The organism is Streptococcus sp. HF-2466, from assembly GCF_015594645.1.
Classification (GTDB): domain Bacteria; phylum Bacillota; class Bacilli; order Lactobacillales; family Streptococcaceae; genus Streptococcus; species Streptococcus anginosus.
The window spans coordinates 1-26593 of the sequence record NZ_JADNQU010000005.1 but is presented as its reverse complement, the minus strand read 5'-3'; the positions used below and the strand labels follow the sequence as shown (position 1 = coordinate 26593).

The 26593-nt window shown below is 41.3% G+C and carries 22 protein-coding genes, 1 pseudogene and 1 riboswitch; of the genes and pseudogenes, 7 read left to right on the top strand and 16 right to left on the bottom strand.

The window, feature by feature from the left end:
- Positions 1 to 97: 97 nt before the first annotated feature.
- The 6 genes from IYQ91_RS05385 to IYQ91_RS05360 form a co-directional block, all read right to left on the bottom strand.
- On the bottom strand, positions 98 to 2020 hold the full coding sequence (locus IYQ91_RS05385; RefSeq protein WP_195673290.1) for a beta-glucoside-specific PTS transporter subunit IIABC: 1923 nt from the start codon (positions 2018 to 2020) through the stop codon (positions 98 to 100).
- A gap of 286 nt (positions 2021 to 2306) precedes the next feature.
- Positions 2307 to 3263 (bottom strand): DDE-type integrase/transposase/recombinase, encoded by a 957-nt coding sequence (locus tag IYQ91_RS05380; RefSeq protein WP_195673289.1) that lies wholly within the window; start codon positions 3261 to 3263, stop codon positions 2307 to 2309.
- Positions 3264 to 3479: 216 nt separating this feature from the next.
- Positions 3480 to 3803 carry a PTS lactose/cellobiose transporter subunit IIA gene (locus IYQ91_RS05375; RefSeq protein ID WP_195673288.1) on the bottom strand — a complete coding sequence of 108 codons (324 nt, stop codon included), beginning with the start codon at positions 3801 to 3803 and terminating at the stop codon, positions 3480 to 3482.
- A 10-nt stretch (positions 3804 to 3813) separates the two neighbouring features.
- Positions 3814 to 4134 carry a PTS sugar transporter subunit IIB gene (locus tag IYQ91_RS05370; protein ID WP_195673287.1) on the bottom strand — a complete coding sequence of 107 codons (321 nt, stop codon included), beginning with the start codon at positions 4132 to 4134 and terminating at the stop codon, positions 3814 to 3816.
- Between the two features lie 34 nt (positions 4135 to 4168).
- Positions 4169 to 5065: a haloacid dehalogenase-like hydrolase gene (locus IYQ91_RS05365; RefSeq protein ID WP_195673286.1), complete on the bottom strand. Its 897-nt coding sequence runs from the start codon at positions 5063 to 5065 to the stop codon at positions 4169 to 4171.
- 12 nt (positions 5066 to 5077) lie between these two features.
- On the bottom strand, positions 5078 to 6343 hold the full coding sequence (locus IYQ91_RS05360; RefSeq protein WP_003074590.1) for a PTS sugar transporter subunit IIC: 1266 nt from the start codon (positions 6341 to 6343) through the stop codon (positions 5078 to 5080).
- Between the two features lie 172 nt (positions 6344 to 6515).
- Here IYQ91_RS05360 and IYQ91_RS05355 point away from each other — a divergent pair, with 172 nt between their 5' ends.
- Complete coding sequence (locus IYQ91_RS05355) at positions 6516 to 7694, top strand: ROK family transcriptional regulator (protein ID WP_195673285.1); 1179 nt, start codon at positions 6516 to 6518, stop codon at positions 7692 to 7694.
- A 186-nt stretch (positions 7695 to 7880) separates the two neighbouring features.
- Here IYQ91_RS05355 and IYQ91_RS05350 read toward each other — a convergent pair whose 3' ends face one another.
- From IYQ91_RS05350 to IYQ91_RS05340, 3 genes are all read right to left on the bottom strand, one after another.
- Positions 7881 to 9146, bottom strand: coding sequence for a TRZ/ATZ family protein (locus IYQ91_RS05350; protein WP_195673284.1), 1266 nt, complete (start codon positions 9144 to 9146; stop codon positions 7881 to 7883).
- A 123-nt stretch (positions 9147 to 9269) separates the two neighbouring features.
- Positions 9270 to 9372, bottom strand: a riboswitch (purine riboswitch).
- A gap of 225 nt (positions 9373 to 9597) precedes the next feature.
- Positions 9598 to 10533, bottom strand: a complete 936-nt coding sequence (gene msrB, locus IYQ91_RS05345) for a peptide-methionine (R)-S-oxide reductase MsrB (protein WP_195673283.1) — start codon at positions 10531 to 10533, stop codon at positions 9598 to 9600.
- Positions 10534 to 10649: 116 nt separating this feature from the next.
- On the bottom strand, positions 10650 to 11585 hold the full coding sequence (locus tag IYQ91_RS05340) for a dihydroorotate oxidase (RefSeq protein WP_126467754.1): 936 nt from the start codon (positions 11583 to 11585) through the stop codon (positions 10650 to 10652).
- Positions 11586 to 11925: 340 nt separating this feature from the next.
- On the opposite strand from IYQ91_RS05340, the gene gdhA reads away from it, so the two are divergent.
- Complete coding sequence (gene gdhA, locus IYQ91_RS05335) at positions 11926 to 13272, top strand: NADP-specific glutamate dehydrogenase (protein WP_195673282.1); 1347 nt, start codon at positions 11926 to 11928, stop codon at positions 13270 to 13272.
- A 71-nt stretch (positions 13273 to 13343) separates the two neighbouring features.
- On the opposite strand, the gene IYQ91_RS05330 is transcribed toward gdhA, so the two are convergent.
- Complete coding sequence (locus IYQ91_RS05330; protein WP_126467758.1) at positions 13344 to 13931, bottom strand: DUF4352 domain-containing protein; 588 nt, start codon at positions 13929 to 13931, stop codon at positions 13344 to 13346.
- A gap of 17 nt (positions 13932 to 13948) precedes the next feature.
- On the bottom strand, positions 13949 to 14806 hold the full coding sequence (locus IYQ91_RS05325; protein WP_195673281.1) for a mechanosensitive ion channel family protein: 858 nt from the start codon (positions 14804 to 14806) through the stop codon (positions 13949 to 13951).
- A gap of 157 nt (positions 14807 to 14963) precedes the next feature.
- Between IYQ91_RS05325 and sstT the strand changes: the two genes are divergently transcribed.
- On the top strand, positions 14964 to 16178 hold the full coding sequence (gene sstT, locus IYQ91_RS05320; protein WP_195673280.1) for a serine/threonine transporter SstT: 1215 nt from the start codon (positions 14964 to 14966) through the stop codon (positions 16176 to 16178).
- A 730-nt stretch (positions 16179 to 16908) separates the two neighbouring features.
- On the opposite strand, the gene trxA is transcribed toward sstT, so the two are convergent.
- From trxA to IYQ91_RS05295, 5 genes are all read right to left on the bottom strand, one after another.
- The gene (gene trxA / locus IYQ91_RS05315) at positions 16909 to 17223 is read right to left on the bottom strand and encodes a thioredoxin (protein ID WP_195673279.1); all 315 of its coding nucleotides are present in this window, start codon (positions 17221 to 17223) and stop codon (positions 16909 to 16911) included.
- 129 nt (positions 17224 to 17352) lie between these two features.
- Positions 17353 to 18771, bottom strand: coding sequence for a C69 family dipeptidase (locus tag IYQ91_RS05310; protein ID WP_195673278.1), 1419 nt, complete (start codon positions 18769 to 18771; stop codon positions 17353 to 17355).
- 62 nt (positions 18772 to 18833) lie between these two features.
- Positions 18834 to 21167: an endonuclease MutS2 gene (locus IYQ91_RS05305; RefSeq protein ID WP_195673277.1), complete on the bottom strand. Its 2334-nt coding sequence runs from the start codon at positions 21165 to 21167 to the stop codon at positions 18834 to 18836.
- Positions 21168 to 21227: 60 nt separating this feature from the next.
- Positions 21228 to 21776, bottom strand: coding sequence for a CvpA family protein (locus IYQ91_RS05300; protein ID WP_126467763.1), 549 nt, complete (start codon positions 21774 to 21776; stop codon positions 21228 to 21230).
- Entirely contained in the window at positions 21773 to 22078 is a 306-nt protein-coding gene (locus IYQ91_RS05295) for a hypothetical protein (RefSeq protein WP_003026418.1), read from the bottom strand. Before IYQ91_RS05295 ends, IYQ91_RS05300 begins: the two co-directional genes overlap by 4 nt.
- 85 nt (positions 22079 to 22163) lie before the next feature.
- Here IYQ91_RS05295 and rnhC point away from each other — a divergent pair, with 85 nt between their 5' ends.
- The 4 genes and pseudogenes from rnhC to IYQ91_RS05275 all read left to right on the top strand — a co-directional run.
- On the top strand, positions 22164 to 23054 hold the full coding sequence (rnhC, locus tag IYQ91_RS05290) for a ribonuclease HIII (protein WP_195673276.1): 891 nt from the start codon (positions 22164 to 22166) through the stop codon (positions 23052 to 23054).
- A gap of 3 nt (positions 23055 to 23057) precedes the next feature.
- Complete coding sequence (gene lepB, locus IYQ91_RS05285; protein ID WP_003026422.1) at positions 23058 to 23672, top strand: signal peptidase I; 615 nt, start codon at positions 23058 to 23060, stop codon at positions 23670 to 23672.
- A 383-nt stretch (positions 23673 to 24055) separates the two neighbouring features.
- A complete protein-coding gene (locus IYQ91_RS05280) occupies positions 24056 to 26410 on the top strand; it encodes an ATP-dependent RecD-like DNA helicase (RefSeq protein WP_195673340.1) in 2355 nt (784 codons plus the stop codon).
- A 66-nt stretch (positions 26411 to 26476) separates the two neighbouring features.
- Positions 26477 to 26593 (top strand): annotated as a pseudogene (locus IYQ91_RS05275) (transposase); the annotation flags it as partial.

Sequence of the window (26593 nt, the reverse complement as noted above, 5' to 3'; positions counted from 1 at the left end):
ATAATAAAAAGGACAAAGCATGCTTGTAGTAGCTCTAGTTGATTTTTTCGACCAACTGTTTTGGAACTCTACAAATTTTGCTTGTCCTTTTCTTAGATTATTTACTTACTTTCAGCAAATCATCGCCTAGTTTCACATCGCCGCCAGCTAATGCTTCAACTGTCTTATAATCAGCTGTATTGGTTACAATGATTGGAGTTGTAACAGGATAACCTGCTTTTTTGATAGTATCTATATCAAAGCTTAGCAATAATTGACCCGCCTTGACCTTTGAGCCTTGAGTAACATGTGCCATAAAGCCTTCTCCTTCAAGAGCGACTGTATCCATGCCCACGTAAATCAAGATTTCAGCGCCATCATCAGTCGCTAAGCCAATCGCATGGTTGGTTGGGAAAAGCAGACGAATCACACCGTCAGCAGGAGCGACAACTTCGCCAACGCTAGGCTCAATTGCTATCCCTTGACCCATTGCACCACTTGCAAAAACAGCATCAGGCGTATCTTCGAGTGCGACCACTTTCCCGCTAAGCGGAGCTGTGATGACTTGCTCAGGAGCAATCTCTTCAACTGGCAGACTGATTTCTTCAGCAGCGACTTCTTGTGCCCCATCATAAAGAGTTGGAATTTTTGTAAGTTGAGTCAATACAAATCCAAGAACAAAGCTGATTGCAATTGCTACAAGGAAGTGAATGAGTAATAGTGAGTCTTTTGGATCAATGAAAGACGGAATCGCAAAGAGTCCCATTCCTCCCATTACTTGCATTTTGGCATTAAAGAAAGCGAGATAAGCCCCTTGAACTGCACCAGCAATACAAGTCATAATAAATGGTGTTCGCATTGGCAAGGTAATCCCGTAAATAGCTGGTTCTGTTACCCCAAACAAAGCCGAGATAAAAGCTGGAATAGCCAATTGTTTGACTTTTTCTTCTTTTGTACGCAAGAAGATATTGAGTAATGCTCCTGCTTGTGCAAAGCAAATAGCAATGGAAGCTACAAGAATGACACCTGGTCCTTTTTGTAATTCCAAAATTGCAAGCGGCACCAATCCCCAGTGGAGACCGAACATAACCAGCACTTGCCACAAAGCACCCAGAATAATTCCATAAATAATTGGACTGAAGCTATAAATACCTGTGAAAATAGCACCGACTATATCAGAAGCCCATGTCATGACTGGTCCAATGACAAGAAATGATAACGGTACAGTAATTAAAATTACAAAGAATGGAACAATAAAGACTTTGACAACATCTGGAATGATTTGTTTAAAGAATTTTTCAATTTTTGAGCCGACCCAAATTGCTAGAATGATTGGCAATACAGTTGATAGATAACTAGAAGCAGGGAAGATAATCGGCAAACCTAAGAAAGTTGCGTAGATTTTTGACTCAATAAAAGTTCCTGCAAATAGCGTATAGAGTGGTTTGGCACCTGTAAAGCTAGCTGCAATATTTGGATAGACCAAGGCAAAGCCAATCGCAAGCGCTGTGAATTTTTCCATTTTAAACCGCTTAGCAGCAGTCAAAGCCAGAATCAATGGTAAGAATTGGAAGAATCCATCACCAGCGGCATTTAATATGACATAAGCGCCGTCAGTCGTCTTAACGCCACAAGCTGCCATAATGGCAACCACACCTTTGATCATACCAGCTGCAGAAAGAGCTCCCAGCATTGGTTGGAAAAGTCCTGAGATCAAAGCGATAAATCGGTCAAATAGATTGCCTTGCGGAACATCTCCTTCATCCACATCAATACTATCCTCACCAGAAATACCTGCTTCCTTAATGACCGCCGCATACACATCTGGCACGTGGTTCCCAATCACCACTTGGTATTGTCCACCAGCTTTTACAACCGTTACAATACCGTCTCTATTTTTCAAGTATTCCGTATCTGCCTTGCTCTCATCTTTCAGAGAAAAACGCAAACGCGTCACACAGTGCACTAACTTGATGATATTTTCCTTACCACCAACGTGAGCAACAATATCTTGAGCCAAGTCAGTATAATCTTTTGCCATAATGGACCTCCTTTATTTTTTAGGTCAGCTGTGTTGTTGCACATATAAATATAGAACAACGGTAACAAAAAAACCTAAACACATACCAAATAGAAAGCAGTTCCCCTACTTCATATCTCGTATTTGTCTAGGTTTTGCCTGCATGACCAGTAACAATCCATGAATTAAGTATAACACAAGTTTCTAAAAATGCAAGCGGTTTCTAAAACTATTTTAAATAATTATGTACGTTTGTCAATGATGTGAGACCAAACGAAAGTTATCAAAAAACTTGATATGGTATTCTCTACAAGGAGCTAGCTCCTTGTAGATTTTTTCTTATTTCGATAGGTGACATCCAGTTTAAAGTTTGCATGGGCAATCGATTAGATTTGTAGAGATAGCGCTCCATCTGTTTGATGAGATCGGCATAGGAATAAAACTGGAGATGTTTGTAGAATCGTTTATTGTCATTGCGATGGCTTCGTTCTACCTTGCCATTGTGTCGAGGTGTTCGAGGTTTAATACATTTATGCTCAATCCCCAACTTCTCACAAAGAAGGTCAAGCGGGTGGACTTGCTTGGTCTCTCTAAAGTGTGTAAATTTAACACCATTATCTATTTGCAGGATTTTGGGCTGATAACCAAAATGACGAATAGCCAATTTCAAAAATTGAACCGTAGAATGAGAGCTTTGCTCCTTAAAAGGATAGATAAATCGCTCTCTGGAAGCTTCGTCGATGACAGTATACTGATAGAATTTATCAGGGATAGAGCCGGTGTAACAGTGTTTTGGGACATATTTGACATCCATTTGCCATTTCACTCCGATTTCGGTCGGCGTATGGTAGGGTTTTGGTTTGTAGGTCTTTTTCTTTTCTTTAGGAGCTTTGAAGAAGCCTAATTTTCTCAGGATGCGAAAGAGGGAGCAAGGATGTCTGTGGTAACCTTTGTTTGTTTTGAGTTTGTAGAAGATTTCAATCAGAGTAGCTTTAGGATTGTGGCGGATACAGTGTTTGATCCAATTGATTTCTTCATTGGTGTGACTATTTGGATGAGGCGTCAGAGGGCGATGGGATTTGTCACATAGAGATTCTTTGCTTCCATCAAACCGTTTATTCCAACGCATAAGAGAGGCTTTTGAGACTTTGTATCTCCGACAGATAAAGGCGACAGAGGTACCGTTGCGATAGGTTTTGACAGCGTGATAGCGTGTATCCAAAGTATGTGGCAGGTAGCGGATGTTTTGTGGTATACTATTCATGAGAAGATTCCTTTTTTTGATGGTTGTGTCAGAACTAATCATATCAAGGTTTCTTCTTTTTTGGTACTCAGGTCTCACATCTATTGTAACGCTACATTTCTAAAACTATTTTAAATAATTATCAGGGGATAAATAAAATAATCGTCTGTTAATTATTTAAAAAAACTTTGACAAGTCGTTCAACCTATCAAAGTTCTTAAAGAGAATGTTATTAGATTATTTAACTATTTGATTTAGTCGTTCATATACTGCAACAACTTCTTTTGCTAAATCAATAAACGTTAAGCTCGTCATCAAGTGATCTTGAGCATGCACCATCAAAAGACTGAGCTCAATTTTTTCACCTTGAGCTTCCTGTGTCAGCATCACTGTCTGTGACTTGTGTGCTAAAACTAATGCCTCATCTGCTGCTTTTAACTTTTCACGCGCTTCTTCAAAACAGCCTTTTTTAGCTTTTTGAATCGCTTCAAAAGCATTACTTTTGGCTTCGCCACTATGCATAATCAGTGACATAACACTTTCTAACTGTGTATTTTCCATATTAGTCCTTCTAGCCTCCGATCAGTTCCTCAGCTAATGCCAATACCTTTGAACCATTCATCATGCCATAATCCACCATTGGGATAACTCCAATTGGGATATTCTTTTGAGCTAACTTTTCTGTGAATTGATCTAAAAGATAGCGCACCTGTGGACCTAATAGCAAAACATCTACTTTTTTCTCCAAAATTATGTCGTCCACTTCCTGAGCTGGGACTGCAAAAATCTCTGTATCTAATCCTTTTTCATCTGCTGCAGCTTGCATTTTTGTGACAAGCAAGCTGGTACTCATGCCCGCAGCACATGCTAGCATAATGGTCGTTTTAGCCATGTTTACCCCTTCTATTTTATCAAATGATTACTGTCTACCGATTAACGGATCTTGCTAAACGTGACACAGTATGCCGAATGCCACGAATTGTATTGCTCAGTGCATAAATATTATCCACTACTGCCAAACCACCATAGCCTGCATCTCCAATATGTTGAATATCCACACCACAAATTTTATTGCGAAGTGCGATTTGTTTAATCGTATCCACATCTGATGTCTCTTGGCTAGTGCCAATAGCGCTTAAGACTAAACCTCTTTTACTATGTACTAGATCTACGACAGCTCTCATTTCTTCATCGTTGAAAGCAGGAACCGTTCCAACGGCTGGCACCAAAATCACATCTGCACCCGCTTCTAATAATTGTTCAGCTGTCTGAAGATCTGCAACCGGCTCAGACACTCCTGCACCGTGCATTTTCCCAGCTATAATCAAACCTGAGAAATACTGTTTAGCCAATTTCACCGCAGCAATAATCTCTTTATTGCTGACGCCTGTACCAGGATTACCTGTCAAACAAACAAAATCAAAACCTAATTTTTCGATTTGCTCAAAAGAAGCCTGACTAGCTTGCCGACCGGCAGCAATCACTTGTACTTCTTCCAACATATCAGCTTCCAAATCAACAGGTTCTAAATTCACTCCAATCGGAGCTCCCACCAAGCGATGCAATTCGTGAACAATTTGCTCTTTTTTACAATCTAAGCCAAATATTTCTGGCTGAAAAACATCTAAACAATTCAGTAAAATCATATCTGCGCCGAACGCTCTTGCAATTTCAGCATTGGTGATATCTCCGATAAAGGTTTCACGAATGACCACATTTTCAGATAGGACAACCCGCCCTTCACTCGCTTGAATGCTTTGCTTGAGCTCTTGGGCTGTCATATTCAAAATTTCCGAAGGATTTGCACTAATTAATCGTTTCATATTCTCATCTCCCTACTGATTTTCTTCTGCTTTAAAGCGTTTTTCAATAGCAATCACAAATGGAATATAGATTAAAATATCAATTACAATAAGAACAGCTTGTAAAATAGACGCTTTAAAACTTCCCGTTGCCAGCAAGCCACTAATAATCGGAGGAGTTGTCCAACCTGGGTCAGTATATGTTAACGGTACAAGACCACTTGCCATGGATGACCATGCAACGATGAGATTCGCAATCGGTGCCAAAATGAATGGGAACAGAAGCAAGATATTTAAGACAATTGGAACACCAAACATCGTTGGCTCATTGATATTGAACAAACCTGGAACCACTGTAATAGGTGCCAGTGTTTTGATTTGTTTGCTTGATTTTCTCTTTTTCGCCAAATAACCAATCGCTAATACCAAGCCAATAGTTGCGCCGCCACCGCCAATGAAGACAAAATTATCCATAAAGACACTGGTAAAGATATGCGGTAGTTTTTCCCCTGCCTGATAAGCAACTTTATTGGCATCGAGATTCGAAAGCCACAATGGTTTCATAACCGCATTGACAACATTGCCTCCATGAAGTCCAACAAACCAGAATGAACTATTTAAAGCAACTAGAATCATCAAACCAAATAAATTATTACCTAGTAGGCCTAGCGGTTTTCCTAAAACAGTTTGAGCTACTGCATGCAAATTTGGTAGTTTTAAACTTGCTAAAAGGGCATAAACCAACAACCAACCTGTGATAATCACTGCACCTGGAATAATGGCGCTGAAACTTTTTGAAACTGCCGGTGGAACACCATCAGGCATTTTAATTTGGACATTATGATTGATGAACCATTGATAGATATAACCATTTACCAAACCAAGAATGATTGCTACAAAAAGGCCTTGTGAAGCTAAAAATGCTGTGGGAACACCGTTTCCTGTTTTAGTAGCAAGGAATGGTGTCACTGTGATAAAGGCAGCAAGCGAGATAATCCCAGAAGGAATCCCATCCACTTTGTATTGGCGGCTCATATAGTAGGCAATCCCAAAACTGGCTACCAAACCAATCAGACCAAAACTACTATCCACGCCTTTCCATAGATAGGCAGAAACCCCAATTTTTGTCAAATAAGCTTCCCATCCTGGAACAGGAAAACTAGCAATAACCATAAACAAAGAACCAATCAACAGTAATGGTACTGCAAGCGTAATTCCATCCCGAATTGCCACTAAGCCTTTATTATTTCCCAGCTTAATGGCAATGGGCATTAACTTCTCTTGTAAAAATTTGTCCATCTTTACAATCTCCTTTGGTTATAATATATTATTAATCAGCAGATAAAATCAACTTTATCTTACTTTTTAATTATATTTTAAAACAATTACTCCAAAAAGTCAAGCGCTTTCACTTCTATTTGATAATTTTTTATAATCAATATATAATAGATGCAGGGAAGGATGGTAGATAATGAATCAAACGAAAAAACAAGCTGAGTTACGAACAATTATTTTAGATAAAATTTACGCCAAGGGGCCAATTTCTCGCATTGATATTTCAAAAGAGACGGGCATTACTCCTGCTACAGTTAGTGCGATTACAGGAAGTTTGATCCAAGAAAAACTGCTGTATGAGCTGGGGGAAGATGAAGAACACGCAAAAGTCGGACGCAAGAAAATCCTCTTGGGTATAAAAAAACAGCACTCTTATTTTATCGGCTGTGAACTGTCTGAAAAATACTTTTCTTTTGTGTTGAGTGATAATACAGGAAATGTGATTGATAAAGATAAAGCAACCGTCACCTTGGAAAAAATTCTAGCAGAAGGCGCTGATTTATTTTGTCATTTACTTGAACAATTCATTTTTCGGAACAATTCCTATACAATTCAAGCCGTGGGAGTAGCTATCCCTGGACGCTATTTGCACAATGACTTGATTACAACAAACAATCAAACATGGAAACAATTTGATCTAGCGAAGATTAAAAACGAGTTTTCTTTTCCAATTTACTTTTCTAATAATGTCAATTGCATGGCACTAGCAAAGCGCCTTTTTTCTGCTTACCAACTGGATGAGAATTTTATCTATTTTCATTTTGCACGGGGGATGCACTGCTCTTATATGTACAACGGCAAAATCTACGGCAAAAGCAATATTGTCATCGGCGAAATTGGTCATACCGTCGTTTGTCCTGACGGAGAAGTCTGTGGTTGCGGACGCAGAGGCTGTTTGCAGACTTATGCTAGTGAAAGCTGGCTGATAAAAAAAGCAAAAATCATCTTTGAAACTGCCGAGTTGACACATTTAAAATCACTTGTCACAGATAAAGAAGAGATCACGATTCAAACTATCCTCACAGCATATAACTTAGGAGACCAAGCTATTCTCAATCTCCTTCATTTGGCATTTAAGTATTTGGCACAATCCCTGCTAAATCTTAGCATGATGATTGATGCAAAGAAAATTTATCTGCACAGTCCCATCTTGACTGATGACAAAGTCATTGCAGCTTTCTATCAAGAAATCTCACAACAACCAAAACTACTCTTCAAAGACTTGCCTGAACTCATTATCGAGCCCTACAATGACTTCACTGGTGCAACAGCTGGCGTTGCGCTTTGTCTGCAAAAGGAGTTTTTATCCATTTAGCTTCATTATGGCTCATAAGCTTGTTATACTTATTACAAAAATTAGAGGTTAGAACAATTGTTACGAACCTCTAATTTTTACTATACAATACAAGATGGACTTACTAATTTGTCTGAAATATTTATAAAGAAAGAACCTCTATTGTGTCAAAGAGGTTCTTCAAAGATTCCTTTAGAACTTTCATTTTTACATAACTACATCCATCGTCAGGACTTGTCCGTCTTTTACAACTTGCTCACCTGCTATATAGACATCTTTAACATCATTTCCCTTGACAGCATAAATGAGATGGGAAAGCATCTTTTCTTCTGGATACAAGTGTACTTTACCTTTTGGCTGAATAATTAAAAAATCTGCTTGTTTGCCAACTTCTAGACTGCCGATTTGATCATCCATGCCGAGCGCTTTGGCACCTTCAATTGTCATTGTTTTCAAAGCCTGCTCAATGGTAAATTGAGTGGCGCCACCTGTGCGCATTTTTTGTAAAAGAGCAGCAGTACGACTTTCTTCAAACATATCCAAATTATTATTGGAAGCGACCGAGTCCGTTGCAAGTCCGACTGTCACGCCAGCTTGAATCAAGTCTGTTACGGGAGCGATGCCAGATGCTAATTTGAGATTGCTGATGGGATTGTGGGCGATATGAATCTTAGAGGCTGTTAGTTCTGCAATTTCTCGCTCATTTAATTCCACACCGTGGGCAAAAATCCCCTCATGTTCCAGATAGCCTAATTCTTTCAAGAAAGCAAGTGGGCGTTTTCCATAGCGCTCTAAAATTATGCCATTTTCTGCTTGTGTTTCTGCCACATGGATATGCAATTTCAGCTGTAATTCACGCGCCAGCTCCAAGCTTCCTTTTAGCAAATCCTTACTGCAACTATATGGCGCATGTGGTGCTACCATTACTTTAAAGCGGTCATCATTGTAAGATAAAATTTTCTCAATAATGACCCGAGTGCGTGCTAAAGTTTCTTCTGCCGTATCCACATCTGAGCTAAACAAAGTCGGTGAAAAATAACAACGCATTTTAGAACGTGCTACGACCTCATAAATCTGCCCAATTTCAACACCGTTGGGATTGTACATATCATTAAAGGTCGTTGTCCCAGTCTGAAGCATTTCTGTAAGAGCCAGCTTGACAGCTTTTGTTGTCACCTCTGGTGTAAACTCGCTTTCTGCCGGCCAGATATAATCTTCTAGCCATTCATGGAGATTGCTGTCATCTCGAATGCCACGAAGGGTGGTCATAGCAGAGTGGGTATGGCAATTGACTAGACCCGGCATAAGCCAAGCTCCCTCACAATCTACTGTCTCATCTGCCCGCGCTTCCCAAGTGGCGTCCTCATTCCCACAATAAACAATCCTGTCCTCGTTTACCACTAGCAGCCCATTTCGATAGACATGAAAATCTGCATCACATGTCACCAAATTCACCTGTTTAAATACTTTCATCGCTTCTCCTTTAAATAAGAGTCACAAGGCATTCAATTACTGTGCATTTGTCAGCGTAGTAATCGCAAAAACAAAAGTCGTGTGGGACAATCATTTCACATTACCCTATGCTCTATTTGTATCTGACAACATAACTAAGGACAAAGCCACGCTTATTTACGGTAAGACGGTAGAAACTCTCCAACCCTATTATGGAGATTATATGTTTTCATTGAATTTTTTAGTTATTGTAGCAAAATCCGCATCAAATAGCAAGCTTTTAAAAATAGGAAAAACATTGAAATTTACTCCGCAAATCCTATCTGCAATACTTTGAGCAATCAATCACTACAACGTTTGTTTCGTACATAATCAGTTTTCAAACTAGCGATTATTATCCAGCTCCGCGCTTACAAATAATTACGAAGCAGCCAGGACTATCTAGCTCTGTTCCCTGTTTATTCTACCGACCTTACTTCATATATAAAAGCAAGTAGCCATATCCTGCAGCTTCCATGTCTTCTTTTTTAATAAAGCGCAATGCCGCGGAATTGATACAGTAGCGAAGTCCACCTTGATCCTGTGGACCATCTGTGAAAACATGACCTAAGTGTGCATTTCCTGAACGCGACCGCACCTCAATTCGCTCCATACCATGACTTTTATCTTGATAATACTTAATCACATCTTTGGCAATTGGTCTTGTAAAACTCGGCCAACCACAACCCGAATCAAACTTATCACTGGCAAAGAAAAGCGGTTCTCCCGTTGTCACATCTACATAAATGCCTTCTTCAAACGTTGCAAAATATTCGTTATGAAATGGTCGTTCGGTTGCAGAATGTTGAGTGACCTGATAGGCTTCCTCGGACAAGTTTTCCTTTAAAGCATTTTCACTCGGTTTCTCATACTGTCCCGGATCCACTAAAGGCTGATAGGCGTCATTAACATTGATATGGCAATAACCACCAGGATTTTTCTTGAGGTAATCTTGATGATAATCCTCTGCCAATACATAATGGCGCAGCGGTTCTACTTCCACTGCAATCTTCTGACCGAATTGACGATCTTGCTCTTTCACGACTTCGTTAATAACTGATACATCAATATCTTTTGTATAATAAATCCCTGTGCGGTATTGACGACCAATATCGTTTCCTTGCTTATTGATAGACAGCGGATCAATCACACGGAAATAGTAGAGCAGAATTTCTCGCAAGCTAACCAGATTTTCATCATAAGTCACCTGAACGGTTTCAGCATGATCGGTTTGATGAATCAGCTGATAATTAGTGGATTCTACCTGCCCATTGGCATAACCGACAGTTGTATCAGTTACACCTGTGATACGGGAAAAGTATTCTTCCAAGCCCCAAAAGCAGCCACCTGCTAGATAAATTTCAGCCATAAAAACACCTCATTTCTTTGTTCTTATTTTCTCATAAATCTCTAAAATATTATAAGGATTTGATTAGAACTTTCTTGAGAATGATATGGCAATGAACTGTCAAACACTACTCTGGCTTAATCCAGATAGTTCAACTTCCCACGAAAATCTTCTATGCTTTCATAGCCTTTTTCTGCCATAATCGCTTTCAGCTCATTTGTAATGCGCTCAAAAGCCCCTACACCTTCTTTATGCAGCGTTGTTCCAACTTGCACCATACTGGCTCCGCAAAGAATGTGCTCAAAAGCGTCCCGCCCTGTCAATACACCGCCCGTACCGATGATTTGAATCGAAGGATTAAGTCGTTGATAAAAAGCATGAACATTAGCAAGTGCAGTTGGTTTAATGTACTCACCACCAATTCCGCCAAAGCCATTTTTCGGACGAATGACAACTGTTTCATCGTTAATATACAGCCCGTTACCAATTGAATTGACACAGTTGACAAAAGAAAGAGGAAATTTATTAAAAATAGCTGCCGCTTGATCAAAATGTGCCATATCAAAATATGGTGGTAATTTAATGCCCAATGGCTTGGTGAAATAGTCAAACACTTCACTCAAGATCTTTTCCGTCGTCTCAAAATCATAAGCGATTTGTGGTTTGCCGGGAACATTGGGACAAGATAGATTGAGCTCGGTCAAGCCTTTAAAGTCACTAGCTTGCACCTTTTTCAAAAGGGCATGGGTTTCTTCTAGCGACAGACCTACCAGCGACAAAAAGAAGATTCGGTTTGGTTCTGTCTGTTGTAATTCTAACAAGTAATCCAAATAATAGTCCAGTCCATGATTGGGCAGCCCCATTGAATTGATCGAGCCAAGCGGCACATCTTGGTAGCGCGGTTCGGGATTTCCTGCTCGCGCTTGCAAAGTAGCTGTTTTGGTGACAAAGGTTCCCGCAGCTGAGTCTTTAACTTCTTCTAACTCTTCAATCGTCATACAGGCCACTCCAGCCGCATTCATCAGGCAGTTGTCAAAAGAAAAACCAGCGATTTGTGTTTGAGTTGATGACATGAAATACTCCTTTAGTTTTTTCTATTGTATCACTAAAAGCAGAAATATGACTCTTTGAACAGAATAGAAGAAAAAAATGTTCGGGATAAGCAAATGAATTTTTGCTGAGCAGGATTTTGTTGTAAATTTTATGTCGGAATTTTCAGAAAATTCAACTTTTTTCTTTACAGCACAAAAATTTTCTGCTATAATGACACACGTAACAAAATATAACATACACTGAACTCGGACGAAAGTCTAGCAAAAAAGATAGGCTCCCTAGTGTTCATCGAACACGGCGTCAGCCTCCTATTTTTGTACGACTTTTAACCGTCCTCGTATCTTATTTAAGGAGAAGTCTATGACAACTGCTAAAGAATATATCCAAAACACTTTTGAATTGGTGAAAGCTCGCAATGCTCACGAAGCAGAATTTCTGCAAGCGGTGGAAGAATTTTTAAACACGCTTGAGCCCGTTTTTGAAAAACATCCTGAATACATTGAAGAAAACATTTTGGCACGCATTACCGAGCCAGAACGTGTGATTAGTTTCCGTGTTCCTTGGGTTGATTGCGACGGCAAAGTTCAAGTCAATCGCGGTTACCGTGTGCAATTTAATTCCGCAGTTGGACCATATAAGGGCGGTCTTCGTTTCCACCCAACGGTTAATCAAGGGATTTTGAAATTTCTCGGATTTGAACAAATCTTTAAAAATGTTTTGACTGGACTACCAATCGGCGGTGGTAAAGGTGGTTCTGACTTTGATCCAAAAGGCAAGACAGACGCTGAAGTCATGCGTTTCTGCCAAAGCTTCATGACAGAATTGCAAAAATACATTGGCTCTTCTCTTGACGTTCCTGCTGGTGATATTGGGGTCGGTGGACGCGAGATTGGCTATCTTTACGGACAATACAAACGCCTACGCCAATTTGATGCTGGTGTCTTGACTGGTAAACCACTTGGATTTGGAGGTTCTCTAATCCGCCCAGAAGCAACTGGTTACGGTCTTGTTTACTATACGCAAGAAATGCTCAAAGCAAACGGTGAAAGTTTTGACGGAAAGACTGTTGTCGTATCTGGTGCCGGAAATGTAGCTCAATATGCTGTGCAAAAAGCAACCGCCCTCGGTGCTAAAGTCATTTCTGTGTCTGATTCAAATGGCTATATCATTGACAAGGACGGAGTTGACTTTGATCTTCTGGTAGATGTGAAAGTAAAACGCCGTGCTCGCCTGACAGAATACGCTGCTGAAAGAGCAAGTGCTACTTATTACGAAGGCTCTGTCTGGACTTACGAAGGTGCATTCGACATTGCCTTGCCATGTGCTACTCAAAATGAAATCAACGGTGAAGCAGCAAAACGCTTGGTTGCTCAAGGAGTTCGCTGTGTATCAGAAGGTGCCAATATGCCAAGCAATTTGGATGCTATTGCCGTTTACAAAGAACATAATCTCCTTTATGGTCCTGCTAAAGCCGCCAATGCTGGTGGAGTTGCTGTATCTGCACTCGAAATGAGCCAAAATAGCCTCCGTCTTTCATGGACGCGTGAGGAAGTTGATAGTCGTCTCCAAAACATCATGACAAATATTTTCAACACTGCTAAGACAACCGCTGAAAACTACGATCTTGGTAACGATTATCTAGCCGGAGCAAACATTGCTGCTTTTGAAAATATTGCCAATGCGATGATTGCCCAAGGAATTGTTTAAACGAACATGCATGATAAAAGGCTGTGGACAGATTCGTCCACAGCCTTTTACTGTTCTTCTGCTGAAAATTTCTAAAACTTCACGCTTTTGGCTTCTCCCCACCTGACATTGTCATAAGCGAGAGTATAGGGCTGCTGCGAGCCGTCCTCACCGTCATACATCAGCTTCCATTCCACCTTTTCGCCCACCGCAAGCTCCTCTTTTATGTTGGCAGTGTCAAAAGTAGCGTCATCCAAGACATAGGATTCTCCCATTTCGTCTTGTAAATCAAAGTCATAGACATTGAGAGGGAGAGATTCGCTAGAGGTATTTTCGATAATGACTTTGGCGGTAATCGTTGCTCCTGTTGCTTGCCCTTTCATCCGCTCTTTGGAGTCCACATGAATATATTGAACAGTGATTTTCATTCCATTTTCAAAACGCACGCTGTCTCCCAGACGGTGATGTTTATAACTATCTTGATAAACTGCAGTTCGAGCACTATGCCCTAGAAAGGCAAAGTTAAAAATACTTAAACCAGCCACCACGAGGGTCATGAATACAAGCATGACACAGCTAATGATGGTCGTCCAAAACAAAGGCTGCTTATACAGGGGCTGTTTCAAGCGATAGACGTGACCGGCAGGGGTTTTTATTTCATGCGGTACTTGTTCTTCCATAATAATCTCCTTTCTGCTTACGCTGGTGCATAAATCGTTGGCAAATCAATTCCTTCCTTTAATAAAGCGTCATGATACAGCCTGTAAAATTGATGGTAAACGGTGCTTTGGCTACCGCTTTGGACGGTGATACTGACACGGAAATAAAATTGTCCATTGTCTGCGAGTTGAGGACCTAGAATAATTGGTTCCTGCAAAATTTCTGTTTGCTTGCCCGCATATTCCTCATTGACCTGCTGGATAATCTGAGTGACTTTGGTCAGATCCGTCTGAGCATATAGGGGAATATCAATGAGCGCACGCATATTACCGCGAGAGAGATTGCTGACGACAGTAATGTTACGATTGGGAACGAAATGCAAGGTGCCATCCGCATCACGCACTTGTGTCGTCCGAATTCCGACACTCACAACTGTTCCTGCGATTTTAATCGAGCCATTGGTCAGGCGAACGCTGTCTCCGACATCCAACTGCCGCTCCAGTAAAATAAAGAAACCATTGACCAAATCGGACAAGAAACCTTGAGCGCCCATCCCGATTGCCACCCCAGCAATCCCAGCTCCTGCCAGTAAACTTGACACCGGCAAGCCTAAAATCGCCAATATCCAATAGATCAAGAAAAAGTAAAGGGTGTAATTCAGCAAATTTTCCATCAAACGCGTGAGGGTCTTTTGCCGCCCTTCGTCTTGACTGGAGAGTTTCAAAGAGGGTGAGATAATCTTTCTTACGAGTACATGTACCAGCTTTTTAGCGAGGTAAAAGAGAGCTAGCAATAGCACGAGTGAGACGAGCTTGCTAAAGACGTCATCTAACAAATTAGACCAGTTGAATTTTTCAAAGTAGCGAGAGAATACATTCTTGTTCGCAAATAACATAGGTCACCTCCTGCTCATTTCTATTATACCATATCTAAGCCTAATTGAATCAGGGGAATGCGAACTCCCCCCAGTGTATTCTATCTAAAACAGATTGATTTTTCAGAATATTTATACTATAATGGGAGACATTATGATCATGAAGGGATTATATGATATGAAAAGAATAGTTTTGGCTTGGAAAAAATCTAGTTTGATTAAGCGTATTGCTATCGGGATTGCATTAGGGGCTGTCCTCGGCTTGACCTGTCCTAAGCTGTCAGCAATTGGCTTATTGGGAGATATATTTGTTGGTGGCTTAAAGGGCATTGCTCCACTGTTGGTTTTTGCTTTGGTGACCAATGCTCTATCACAACATCGAAAAGGGCAAGAAACCAACATGAAAACTATCATTATCTTGTATCTTTTGGGAACATTCTCAGCAGCTTTAGTCGCAGTGCTAGCTCACTACCTTTTTCCTTTACATATCACACTCACAGCGTCAAAGACCAAGATTACACCACCAGATGGGATTGGGCAAGTCCTCAGTAATTTATTGCTCAAAGTAGTGGACAATCCAGTCAATGCTCTCATCACCGCAAACTATATTGGAATATTATCTTGGGCTGTGGTATTTGGACTTGCCATGCGTGAAGCCAGCAAAAGCAGTAAAGAGCTTTTGCAAACTATGGCAAGTGTAACCTCTAAGGTCGTTGAATGGATTATCAATCTGGCTCCTTTTGGAATTCTTGGTTTGGTCTTTAAGACGATTTCTGACAAAGGGTTGGCGGTGTTGGCTAACTATGGCAGCTTATTAGCAGTTTTAATCGCTATCATGCTTTTTGTAGCTCTGGTCGTCAACCCTTTCATTGCCTTTGTTCTGATGAGAAAAAATCCCTACCCACTTGTTTTGCGGTGTTTAAAAGTCAGTGGTGTGACAGCTTTCTTCACACGTAGTTCAGCTGCTAATATTCCTGTCAACATGAAACTTTGTGAAGAACTAGGACTCAACAAAGATACTTATTCCGTTTCTATTCCTCTTGGTGCCACTATTAACATGGCTGGAGCAGCTATTACCATCAATGTGCTCACCCTTGCTGCAGTCAATACATTAGGCATTTCGATTGACTTTGCGACAGCATTAATCCTCAGTATTGTCGCCGCTATCTCCGCTTGTGGTGCTTCCGGGGTGGCAGGTGGTTCTCTTTTGCTCATTCCTGTTGCTTGTAGTCTCTTCGGTATTTCAAATGATGTTGCCATGCAAGTCGTTGGGGTAGGATTCATCATTGGAGTTATCCAAGATTCCTGTGAAACGGCGCTCAATTCCTCAACGGATGCACTCTTTACTGCAGTTGCCGAAAAAAGCGTTTGGGGAAAAAGGAAAAAAGCGTAATACAATGAGGTTGGAAAAGTCCCAACCTCATTTTTTAATTAACCCAATTCTGCTTTAGGCTCTTTGCCCTTGCGACGGGCAAGAATATCCGCATAGTGCTTGCGGCTGTTATTGAGCACGGAAAGGAAGATTACTAAGTTTAAGTCCAATGAGCTTTTCTTACTTCATAAATTCCTTCTTTCCTTTTTTACTTGTCACTTAAAGCGACTGTTTCAATGACTTCTCCTTTTTCCGTCAGCGCGGCGGATGACCTCAACTACTTTTTGTTTGCTTCGTCTGCCCGGCGGAAAGTCTCCCTTACTTTTGGTTCACTCCGTCCGCCCGGCTGACAGCATGAATCAAAAGAAGTTTATCTCGTCCGCCGGGCGGACGGAGTGAACGACAATCAGTTTGCCTTGTCAGCCGCGCAGACGAAATGAAATTGTCTCGTTTGTAGTTTTCTCATGCTTAACTTCTAACTTTATTTTTTGAAGATAACTTTGAAAAGAAGGTAGATACAAATGAATAAAAGTACAACAATGACGAATACAGCTACTATTCCAAATGTTCCCAGGATTTAATCGTCCTTTCTGATTGAAACAATCTTTCTTCATTTTCATTATAGCACCGATTAGTGTATTGATCTATTAGCAAAAAGGTAGTGACTGATGAAAACGAATTTTCGTCAAAAGTACTCTTCTAATCTTGAAAAGAGAAAAGGCTTGAAACTTTCGTTCAAGCCTTTTCTTTTTTAGCTCAATTCCGCTACAATAGCTTTTAATTGTTCTTTGGTATGAACACCAACAACTTGCTTCACCACTTGCCCGTCTTTTTTGAAGATGAGGGTCGGGATTGACATGATACCAAATTCACGAGGTGTATTTGGATTGGCGTCCACGTCCATTTTAAAAATCTTCAATTCGTCTTCATGCACTTCTTCGGCTAATTTTTCCAAAATCGGTGCCTGCATGCGGCAAGGACCACACCATGCTGCCCAAAAGTCAATGAGGACAAGTCCGTCTTTTGTTTCTTCTGCAAAATTTGCATCTGTAATTGCTGTTACCATATTGTTCTCCTCTGACGATGACCGATGTCATCGCTCTATTTCATTTCTTGACATCATTCTACACTAAAAGGAAGCATTTGCAAAATATTTGCTACGGAGCGAAAAGCTCACTCCTCTCGTTCCATAGAACTAGTCGCTCAAAGAAAAATGATTGGTCATTAGATTGCTGGCGTCTAGCAGGATTTTATTCAGAAGTTGGTCCGTTGCTTCTTGAATCTTATCGCTTAGAGCTTGATTTTCTGCTTCGAAGTCAACTATTTCTCCCTTTTCTAAGGCACAATCCACGCGCCCTAACATTTCATGTCCCAAAGCCATGGTCGTTTCTTGGTAATCATCCAAATCTCCCAGATGACTAGAAAAATGCGCGTCAGCCAAAGCTGCAATTAAGCGATTGGTCCAGTAGAAGGAATCCGTCGAAACCTTGTCCGTCGTGTTGGCAAAGTAGGCTGGTGTTGTAGAGACTTGGGTAAAGAAAGGCACGGCTGTATTGTAAGGCATAGAGCCATAGGACAACCATTGGATGCCCGTCGTTTCCTGTGGTTTATTGGGTCTCAACTGCAAGATAGATGTTTGACTTGTGCGGTTAATCCCAATCGTGCGGAAGGTCCGCTGACTGTGATGACTGCCTTCTAAGCCATAAGGGTCATAAGGAGAGTCTTGGTAGTGGCTGCTAAGGACATACTTGACATCTTCAATCGTGATTTTACGGTAGGGTTTTTGACACCAAGGAAGGAAAAAGGAGCGCGGGTCTTGCTCAATTTCTGGATTGAGAAAACGCTGAATATCCCAAGCACGCGGTGTATTGTAATGGCGGTCTTTGTCACGCTGGCTACCAAAAGCATAGCGCGGATTGAAAGATTCCCCGTCATAGTTGAGATTCAAATTATTGCGACGAATAAAGTCTTTCAAATCAGGATCACAGAGGAAATATTCGGGATTGTCAAACTCAAAATAATCTATTCCCAGCTGATTTGGATTAGTCACATAGGCATCATCTGGCACACGGCGAGCTAGCCAATGATGTCCACCGATTGTCTCCAACCACCAGATTTCATCCACATCAGAAAAGGCAATCCCGTTTGACTCATAGGTGCCGTATTCCTCAAGAATCTTCCCTAAGCGCAACACGCCCTCACGCGCCGTTTTGATATAAGGCAGCACCAAGGTCAGCATGTCTTCTTCTCCGATACCAGTTGCCACCAAAGGATCTGCTCCCAGCACTCGGCTATTCGTGGTAATCGTCTCTGTCTCGCTCATGGCTACATTGTAAACATTGATACCAGCTTCACCCCAAATCCCGTCTTTTGCAAGAGCGTCCGGTACACTGGTGTAGCGAACTGGATTGTCCGGCAAATCTATCTCAAAGCTTGATAGTACAGACTTGTAATGCCGCGGCTGATCTTCTGGGTTAACAACAATAAATTTCTTGGGCGTAAATACACCATTTTGTGAATCTTCTGTACGTGCAATCATAGTTGAACCGTCATAACTCGCTTTTTTCCCAACCAGAATCGTTGTACAAGAATCTTGTATTCCTTTTTGTCTCATAAATATTTCCTCTTTTCAATCTTTCTTCTTTATCATGAACAGTTTTGTTCACCAACTCTGCATTACTTAAACACCACAATAGTTGCTCCGCTACCCCCAGCATTTTGCGGTGCATAGCCAAAACTCTTGACATGCTTATTGCGACGGAGATATTTGGTGACGCCTTCGCGAATGACGCCCGTCCCGATACCGTGAATAATATCAACCTGAGCCATGTTATTGAGGAGAGCCTGATCAATAAAGGCGTCCAGCTCTTGCATAGCTTCTTCATAACGCTTACCTCGCAAATCCAGTCTAGCTCTTGGTCCGCTTGTGGTTGTTCGTTTCACCACATTGACCTGCTTGCGCTTAGGCTGCTGCTCCTTTTCAGCCTTTAGAAGATTAAATTCCTGCTCTTCTAGAGTCATCTTGATAAGACCGACCTGAGCCTCCCAACGGCCGTCCTTGAGCTGATTGACAAGTGTACCTCTCTGACCGTAGCTAATCACCAGAATATCGTCTCCCGTCTTTGGTTTCCGTGCTTTTTTAGCTTGTTTCAGCACTTTATTCTGTGACAAGTCCACCGTTTCCGGAGCTAATTTTTTCAGCTGGCTTTTGGCTTCAATAATTTCGTGCGGTTTAAGACTAGCCTTAGTATGGAGATTTTTGAGAATCGTATCACTCTCGGTCAGCGCCACATCAATGATTTCCTGCGCTTCCAATCTTGCCTTATTGAGTTCGGTTTCTTTCTCTCGGTTAAACTCATTGTAAAGTTTTTTGAGTGCTCGGTTAAATTTGAGATTTTCCTGCTCAACCTCACGGATATTGTCTAAGCGCTTGCGGCTTTCCAGCGTTTGCTCCTCCAGTCGCTCAATGATCCGATTGACATCGCTGTCCGTGTCAGTCAATTCTTGAGCATCCTTGACCACTCTATCAGATAGACCTAAACGCCTTGCAATCTCAAAAGCATTGGAGCGACCCGGCACTCCCTGCATAAAGCGATAAGTTGGTCTTAGACTTGCCGTATCAAACTCCATGCTAGCATTTTGTACGCCAGCCATTTCAATCCCATAAGCCTTAAGCTCTGGGTAATGAGTCGTTGCCATTGTCTTGACCTGCCGCAGCCGCAAGTCCTCAAGGATAGCCATTGCAAGAGCTGCTCCTTCCTGCGGATCGGTTCCAGCTCCCAGCTCGTCCAAAAGCACCAAAGAATTTTCATCTGACTGCTCTAAAATGGTAACAATATTGGTCATGTGGCTAGAGAAAGTCGATAAGCTCTGCTCAATAGACTGTTCGTCTCCAATGTCCGCAAAGATTTGGTCAAAAATCCCCACTCGACTCCCTTCATCTGCCAAAATAGGCAGGCCAGACTGTGCCATAAGCTGAGCCAAGCCTAGGGTTTTGAGCATAATGGTCTTTCCGCCTGTATTCGGACCCGTAATGACAATCTCAGTCAAATCTGCCGCAAAGTACAGGTCATTAGCTACTGCATTTTCTATCAGAGGATGAGCAACATGGAGCAGTCGAATATCCTGACGGTCAGACAGCTTCGGTACTACCGCTCCTCTCTCCTGCATAAAGCGCACCTTAGCTCGAACAAAGTCCAGATGTCCGATAATCCAAGCATTATTGGCAATTTCAGCAGCATGCGGGCGAATGCGTTCTGATAATTCTTGCAAAATCCGCAAAATTTCATAGCGCTCGTCTGCCCGCGCATTGGTGATTTCTTCATTGAGATTGACCACCGCCCGTGGCTCGATATACACCGTGTTGCCACTAGCAGAAATATCATGCACCACGCCTGAGATACGATGGCGGAATGTATTTTTGACCGGCAAAACATTGCGACCGTTTCGACTGGCTACTACTTGATCTGCTAGCATATCGCCCTTGGTTTTGAGAATATCTTGCAAAATATCTCTCACTTGAACTTCATTTTCTTGAATTTTTCGGCGAATGCGAGCCAAATTATCACTAGCAAAACTTTCAACAAATCCTCCCTCATTGATAGCCTGCAACGCTCCTTGCAAGCTCGGAAAAGAAACCAAATTTTCAAAAAGCCGATTCAATCTTTGCAACTCAACATTTTCCAAATCCTCATAAAAATCAGTCAATTCTTGCGTGACAGCCAGAACCCGCTTCAGAGCAAGAAATTCTTCAATGTTTAAGTCGCCTTCCAGCTCCAAGCGCTTGGTCAAGCCCGTAATGTCTTGGGTCGTAGCCAGACTGAAATGTGGATGCTGTACAAAAATCTGCTGCATGTCCGTCATTTCTAAGAATGCTGTCTCCAGCCTTTCTTGTTTATTGGACGGGAACAGCTGCTGCAATTCCAAGTACCCTTGTTCTGTCAGAAGATAGGGTTCAAAGAGCGCCTTGATTTTCCCAAATTCTAACGTTTCTAAAATTTTTCTATTCATATTCTTATCTTTCCTGATGAAAAAGAAACTCAGCTAGCACCACCAACTGAGTCTTTGTATTTATCCGATGATTTTGGTCACCCAGAGTTGTTTCAACATTCCTGAAGTAATTGGTGTGTGACTGATGATAAATCGAGCTAAACCACTGGCATTGAGATGATTTTGAACAAGTGGTAAGGGAATCGTTGCTAAAACGGTCAGCAGCATTTGAATTCCAAATAAAGTGACGCAAACAGCTAAAGCACCACTAGCAACATTGTACCAACGCTCATTGGCTTTCTTGTTTGGCACCAAGTGAATAAAAATCCCAATAAAACGGGCTATGCTATAAACAATCGTATAAACTGCTAAATAAGCCAGACCGGCATAAAAAACCTTATCCAACTGGAACAATTGGCCGCTGGGAAAGAAATAGGTAAATGTTCCTTCCTGTGCACTGGCGTAGGGAACTAAAAGATTGATTTGTTCACCCAGAGATTGGTACAGTTGCCCTGCAATAATTGCTGAAATAACCGCCGAAACAGTATAATAAGCCTGCAAAACAATCCCACGCGAATAGCCAATGTAAAAACTCCAAGCCAAAATCAGCAAAATTACCAATGAAATCATAGGGTCCCCTCTTGCTCACTAACCTTTTGCTTGTTGGCTTCTAACACTTTTTTACGAAGTTCTTCCAGCTCTTGCTCCTTGTCATCGAACTCAATCTCACGTGACAATTGCGTCGCTAAACTATTGACTGCCAGCAAAATAGCTAATGTTTCATCATCTGCCGCAGGCATCTTCTCTTTAATTGCGTGATATTTTTCTGTTGCAACCTTTTCAACTTCTTCCATGAATAAATTATCGTGTTCTGTTGTTAAGGTTACACTCTTCTTTCCGAAAGTAAATTTGTATCGATTTAAGTTTGCCATAAAATCACCTCAAAATATTATACCAAAAGGAAGCGATTTTGTCAGTTTTTAAAGAAATTTATAACTTTTATGGTACAATAGCAATATGGAAAGTATTACCTTACAACCCAGTGAGAAACAAATTCAAGATTTTGTTGCCCACTACCAGGCACAGCTTGTTTCTAGTAAAAATCCTTATATTCGTTACCTTTTTAAGCTTGATAAGGCAACTGCCTCCATCTACACTTCAGGAAAAGTCCTCTTTCAAGGGGAAAATGCCGAGCAGGCAGCACAATTTTTTGGCTATCAAGCGTCCAAAGAAAAAACGACATCTCATTGGCAGAATTGTCCTCTTATTGGGACAGATGAGGTGGGAAATGGCTCTTATTTTGGCGGGCTCGCTGTTGTGGCGTCTTTTGTGACACCAGAACAGCATGATTTTTTACGAAAGCTGAGAGTTGGAGATTCTAAAACTTTGACAGACCAAAAAATCAGGCAAATCGTTCCTCTGTTGAAAGAAAAAATCCAGCACCAAGCTCTGCTATTGTCCCCGAAAAAATACAACGAAGTCATTGCTTCTGGCTACAATGCGGTGTCTGTCAAAGTTGCTCTTCACAATCAAGCCATTTATCTGCTCTTGCAAACGGGAGTGCAGCCAGAAAAAATTGTTATTGATGCCTTCACAAGTGACAAAAATTATCAGAAATACGTTAAACAGGAACGCAATCATTTCTCAAATCCTCTCACTTTAGAGGAAAAAGCGGAAGGAAAATACTTAGCCGTAGCAGTCAGCTCCATGATTGCCCGTGACCTCTTTTTAGAAAATCTTGAAAATTTAAGTCAAGAGCTCGGCTATGAATTGCCCAGTGGAGCAGGAGCAAAGTCCGATAAAATCGCAAGTCAGCTTCTTCAAGCCTACGGCATAAAAGGCTTAGAAGCGAGTGCAAAACTGCATTTTAAAAATACTGAAAAAGCGAAGAAACTTCTAGAAAGGTAAGTTATGCAAACAAAATCAACTACTTTTTCAAAATTTATGAAAGAATGGGGATTGTTTATCCTCTTCATGGCCGTTCTTTTCTTATCACGCGCCTTTCTTTGGGTTCCTGTCAAGGTAGACGGGCATTCAATGGATCCAACCTTAGCTAATGGAGAATATCTATTTGTTGTCAAACACTTGCCTGTCAATCGCTTTGATATTGTCGTTGCAAGTGAAAAAGACGAAGATGGAAAAACCAAGCAAATTGTCAAGCGGGTGATCGGTCTTCCTGGAGACACTATCCGCTACGAAAACGACCAACTATATGTAAATGGCAAAAAGGCCAACGAACCTTATCTTAAAAATTACCTCGCGAAGTTTAAAGATGATAAATTGCAGGCAACCTATTCCTATAACAGTTTCTTTCAGTCTTTAGCAGATAAAGCTCAAGCCTTTACGCAGGATGCAAATGGGAACACTAGCTTTACCATTGAAGTTCCAAAAGACGAATACCTGCTTTTAGGAGATGACCGTCTTGTCTCAAAAGACAGCCGTCAGGTGGGAACATTTAAAGCCAATCAATTGCAGGGCGAAGCAAAATTTCGTTTCTGGCCTTTGAATAGAATCGGCACTTTCTAATCCCAAACAAGTCTATTTTGATTCGTTGGAGCTGGGCAAAAAGTGTTCCAGCTTCTATCAGATTTAGGAATAAACGAATAACGCAGCTTCAACAATTTAGTGAATTGTTGAAGGCGGGAAATCAGCCTTGCATGGCAAGCCACCGTGATTACTCAAAGCACTGCTTTGAGGTGGCAGATAAAACTTGCGAAGCAAGTATCAAAGCTGTTCGCTTTTCAAGCTCGGAAGAGCACCTTTGACGAAAACTTCGTTTTCTTCATCTGCAACCTTAAACAGCTATCAAGTTGTTTAAGCACCCTTGCGGGGGTGGGACTACGAACTAAAAATTTTCAATCTTTAGTTCTGCCCCACTCCCATTCTTTTAACATTGATACAGGAAGATGATGGAATTTTACTTTTCAGGCACCATTGAACGCATTATTTTTGAAAATCCCAGCAGTTTCTTTCGGATTCTGCTGTTAGATATTGACGACACCGATGCAGATTTTGATGATTTTGAGATTATTGTCACGGGCACCATGGCGAATATTATGGAGGGCGAAGACTATACTTTTTGGGGAAATCTCGTGCAACACCCTAAATATGGTGAACAACTCAAAATAACACGCTATGAGCGTGCAAAGCCAACCAGTAAAGGCTTAGTCAAATATTTTTCAAGCGACCATTTTAAAGGGATTGGTGTAAAAACAGCGCAAAAAATCGTGGCTCTCTATGGCGACAACGCGATTGATAAAGTCTTAGCAGAGCCAGAAAAATTAAAGGATATTGCAGGTCTTTCTGCTAAAAACCGTGAAGCCTTTCTCACAAAACTAAGACAAAATTACGGCACCGAGAGAATCCTTGCCAAGCTATCTGAATACGGTATCCCGAACAAGCTTGCCTTTCAGATTCAAGATTTTTACAAGGAAGAAACTCTCGAAATTGTCGAACAATTTCCTTACCAATTAGTAGAAGACATCCAAGGGGTTGGGTTTAAAATTGCCGACCAACTGGCACAAAGCTTAGGAATTGAAAGTACTGCTCCAGAGCGTTTTCGTGCTGGGCTGCTTCACACACTCCTAACCCAGTCTATGGAAAAAGGCGACACTTATCTTGAAGCCAAAGAACTTCTGGAACATACGATTGAACTCCTCGAAAGTTCCCGTCAGATTGAGTTAGACCCAAGTTCTGTTGCGGATGAGCTGGCACATTTGATTGAAGAAGATAAAGTTCAAAATGTTGATACAAAGATTTTTGAAAACAGTCTCTTTTTTGCCGAAGAAGGGATTCGCAGCAGTCTCCTACGCATTTTAGAAAAAGGGAAGCAAAACAAATTTGAACCGAAAAAAATCGAAGCTGCTATTACCCAAATCGAAATTGAGTTTGCCATTTCCTATGATGTGATTCAAAAACAAGCGATTTGTGACGCTATCAATCACAAAATTTTTATCCTAACGGGTGGTCCCGGAACGGGAAAAACGACCGTTATCAATGGAATTATTGCTGTCTACGCGTTGCTACATGGTCTGGATTTACACAAATCTCAAGATTTACCTATCCTTTTAGCCGCTCCAACTGGGCGCGCTGCTAGACGCATGAATGAATTAACAGGACTGCCAAGTGCGACGATTCATCGGCATTTAGGCATGACAGGAGACGATGACACTAGCCATTTAGATGATTATTTGGACGCAGACTTTATTATTGTCGACGAATTTTCAATGGTAGATACTTGGTTAGCCAATCAACTCCTCAGCAATATCTCTTCCAACAGCAAACTTCTCATTGTCGGAGATGCTGATCAGCTGCCTTCTGTCAGCCCCGGACAAGTGCTGGCAGATTTACTGAAAATCCCTCTTCTTCCACAGACCAAATTAGAAAAAATTTATCGACAAAGCAAAGATTCCACTATCGTTACCTTAGCCAGTCAAATTCAAAAAGGCATCCTGCCAACTGATTTTATAGAAAAAAAGGCTGACCGTTCTTATTTTGAAGCGCGTAGTGAACATATTCCGCAGATGATTGAACGTATTGTAGAAGCTGCTATCCGCAGTGGCATTCCAGCTCAAGATGTGCAGGTACTTGCGCCTATGTACCGCGGACAGGCTGGGATTGACCACATCAATCAACTCATGCAAAATCTAATCAACCCTGCCGAAACAGAACAAATCGTCTTTGAAGCAACTGATTGTCAATATCAACAAGGCGACAAGGTCATTCATCTGGTCAATGATGCGGAAAGCAATGTGTTCAACGGTGACTTGGGTTATATCACCGATTTGCTGCCAGCAAAATATACGGACTCTAAACAGGACGAATTGACTATCAACTTTGACGGCAATGAGATTGTTTATCAACGCAGTGAATGGTATAAAATTCGTCTGGCATACGCTATGAGTATCCACAAATCTCAGGGTAGTGAATTTCCTGTGGTCATTTTACCGATTACATCCAGCAGCCACCGTATGCTGCAACGCAATCTTATCTATACTGCTATCACCCGTGCCAAGAGCAAATTGATTCTTCTTGGGGAAAAGTCTGCCTTTGACTTTGCTGTCAAAAACACTGGCACAGCTCGCAATACCTATCTAATCCAACGCTTTTCAGACCTCCTAACTGATGAAAAAGTTATACACACTTCTGTGAATAATTTGGAAACAACTGTGGAAAAATATATCTTGACTGAGGAAAATTTCTTGAAAATCAACCCTATGATTGGAATAACGGATGAGGATATTCAAAGTGTTTTTGGAGAATGATAGAAAAAAGTGGCTCTTTGTCAACTGTAGTGGGGTAATGAAAAGCTAAGATTGAGAGAGTACGAGATTCTCCTCTCCATCCCTGGTATCGCTGAAACAACAGCCACCTCTATCATAGGCGAATTAGGAGATATTCGCCGTTTTCAGTCTGCCAATCAAATCAACGCCTTTATTGGAATTGAT

Excerpts from the sequence above, each read along its gene's own strand:
- IYQ91_RS05385 (WP_195673290.1), bottom strand. The coding sequence starts at position 2,020 with ATGGCAAAAGATTATACTGACTTGGCTCAAGATATTGTTGCTCACGTT.
- IYQ91_RS05380 (WP_195673289.1), bottom strand. The coding sequence starts at position 3,263 with ATGAATAGTATACCACAAAACATCCGCTACCTGCCACATACTTTGGAT.
- IYQ91_RS05375 (WP_195673288.1), bottom strand. The coding sequence starts at position 3,803 with ATGGAAAATACACAGTTAGAAAGTGTTATGTCACTGATTATGCATAGT.
- IYQ91_RS05370 (WP_195673287.1), bottom strand. The coding sequence starts at position 4,134 with ATGGCTAAAACGACCATTATGCTAGCATGTGCTGCGGGCATGAGTACC.
- IYQ91_RS05365 (WP_195673286.1), bottom strand. The coding sequence starts at position 5,065 with ATGAAACGATTAATTAGTGCAAATCCTTCGGAAATTTTGAATATGACA.
- IYQ91_RS05360 (WP_003074590.1), bottom strand. The coding sequence starts at position 6,343 with ATGGACAAATTTTTACAAGAGAAGTTAATGCCCATTGCCATTAAGCTG.
- IYQ91_RS05355 (WP_195673285.1), top strand. The coding sequence starts at position 6,516 with ATGAATCAAACGAAAAAACAAGCTGAGTTACGAACAATTATTTTAGAT.
- IYQ91_RS05350 (WP_195673284.1), bottom strand. The coding sequence starts at position 9,146 with ATGAAAGTATTTAAACAGGTGAATTTGGTGACATGTGATGCAGATTTT.
- msrB (WP_195673283.1), bottom strand. The coding sequence starts at position 10,533 with ATGGCTGAAATTTATCTAGCAGGTGGCTGCTTTTGGGGCTTGGAAGAA.
- IYQ91_RS05340 (WP_126467754.1), bottom strand. The coding sequence starts at position 11,585 with ATGTCATCAACTCAAACACAAATCGCTGGTTTTTCTTTTGACAACTGC.
- gdhA (WP_195673282.1), top strand. The coding sequence starts at position 11,926 with ATGACAACTGCTAAAGAATATATCCAAAACACTTTTGAATTGGTGAAA.
- IYQ91_RS05330 (WP_126467758.1), bottom strand. The coding sequence starts at position 13,931 with ATGGAAGAACAAGTACCGCATGAAATAAAAACCCCTGCCGGTCACGTC.
- IYQ91_RS05325 (WP_195673281.1), bottom strand. The coding sequence starts at position 14,806 with ATGTTATTTGCGAACAAGAATGTATTCTCTCGCTACTTTGAAAAATTC.
- sstT (WP_195673280.1), top strand. The coding sequence starts at position 14,964 with ATGAAAAGAATAGTTTTGGCTTGGAAAAAATCTAGTTTGATTAAGCGT.
- trxA (WP_195673279.1), bottom strand. The coding sequence starts at position 17,223 with ATGGTAACAGCAATTACAGATGCAAATTTTGCAGAAGAAACAAAAGAC.
- IYQ91_RS05310 (WP_195673278.1), bottom strand. The coding sequence starts at position 18,771 with ATGAGACAAAAAGGAATACAAGATTCTTGTACAACGATTCTGGTTGGG.
- IYQ91_RS05305 (WP_195673277.1), bottom strand. The coding sequence starts at position 21,167 with ATGAATAGAAAAATTTTAGAAACGTTAGAATTTGGGAAAATCAAGGCG.
- IYQ91_RS05300 (WP_126467763.1), bottom strand. The coding sequence starts at position 21,776 with ATGATTTCATTGGTAATTTTGCTGATTTTGGCTTGGAGTTTTTACATT.
- IYQ91_RS05295 (WP_003026418.1), bottom strand. The coding sequence starts at position 22,078 with ATGGCAAACTTAAATCGATACAAATTTACTTTCGGAAAGAAGAGTGTA.
- rnhC (WP_195673276.1), top strand. The coding sequence starts at position 22,164 with ATGGAAAGTATTACCTTACAACCCAGTGAGAAACAAATTCAAGATTTT.
- lepB (WP_003026422.1), top strand. The coding sequence starts at position 23,058 with ATGCAAACAAAATCAACTACTTTTTCAAAATTTATGAAAGAATGGGGA.
- IYQ91_RS05280 (WP_195673340.1), top strand. The coding sequence starts at position 24,056 with ATGGAATTTTACTTTTCAGGCACCATTGAACGCATTATTTTTGAAAAT.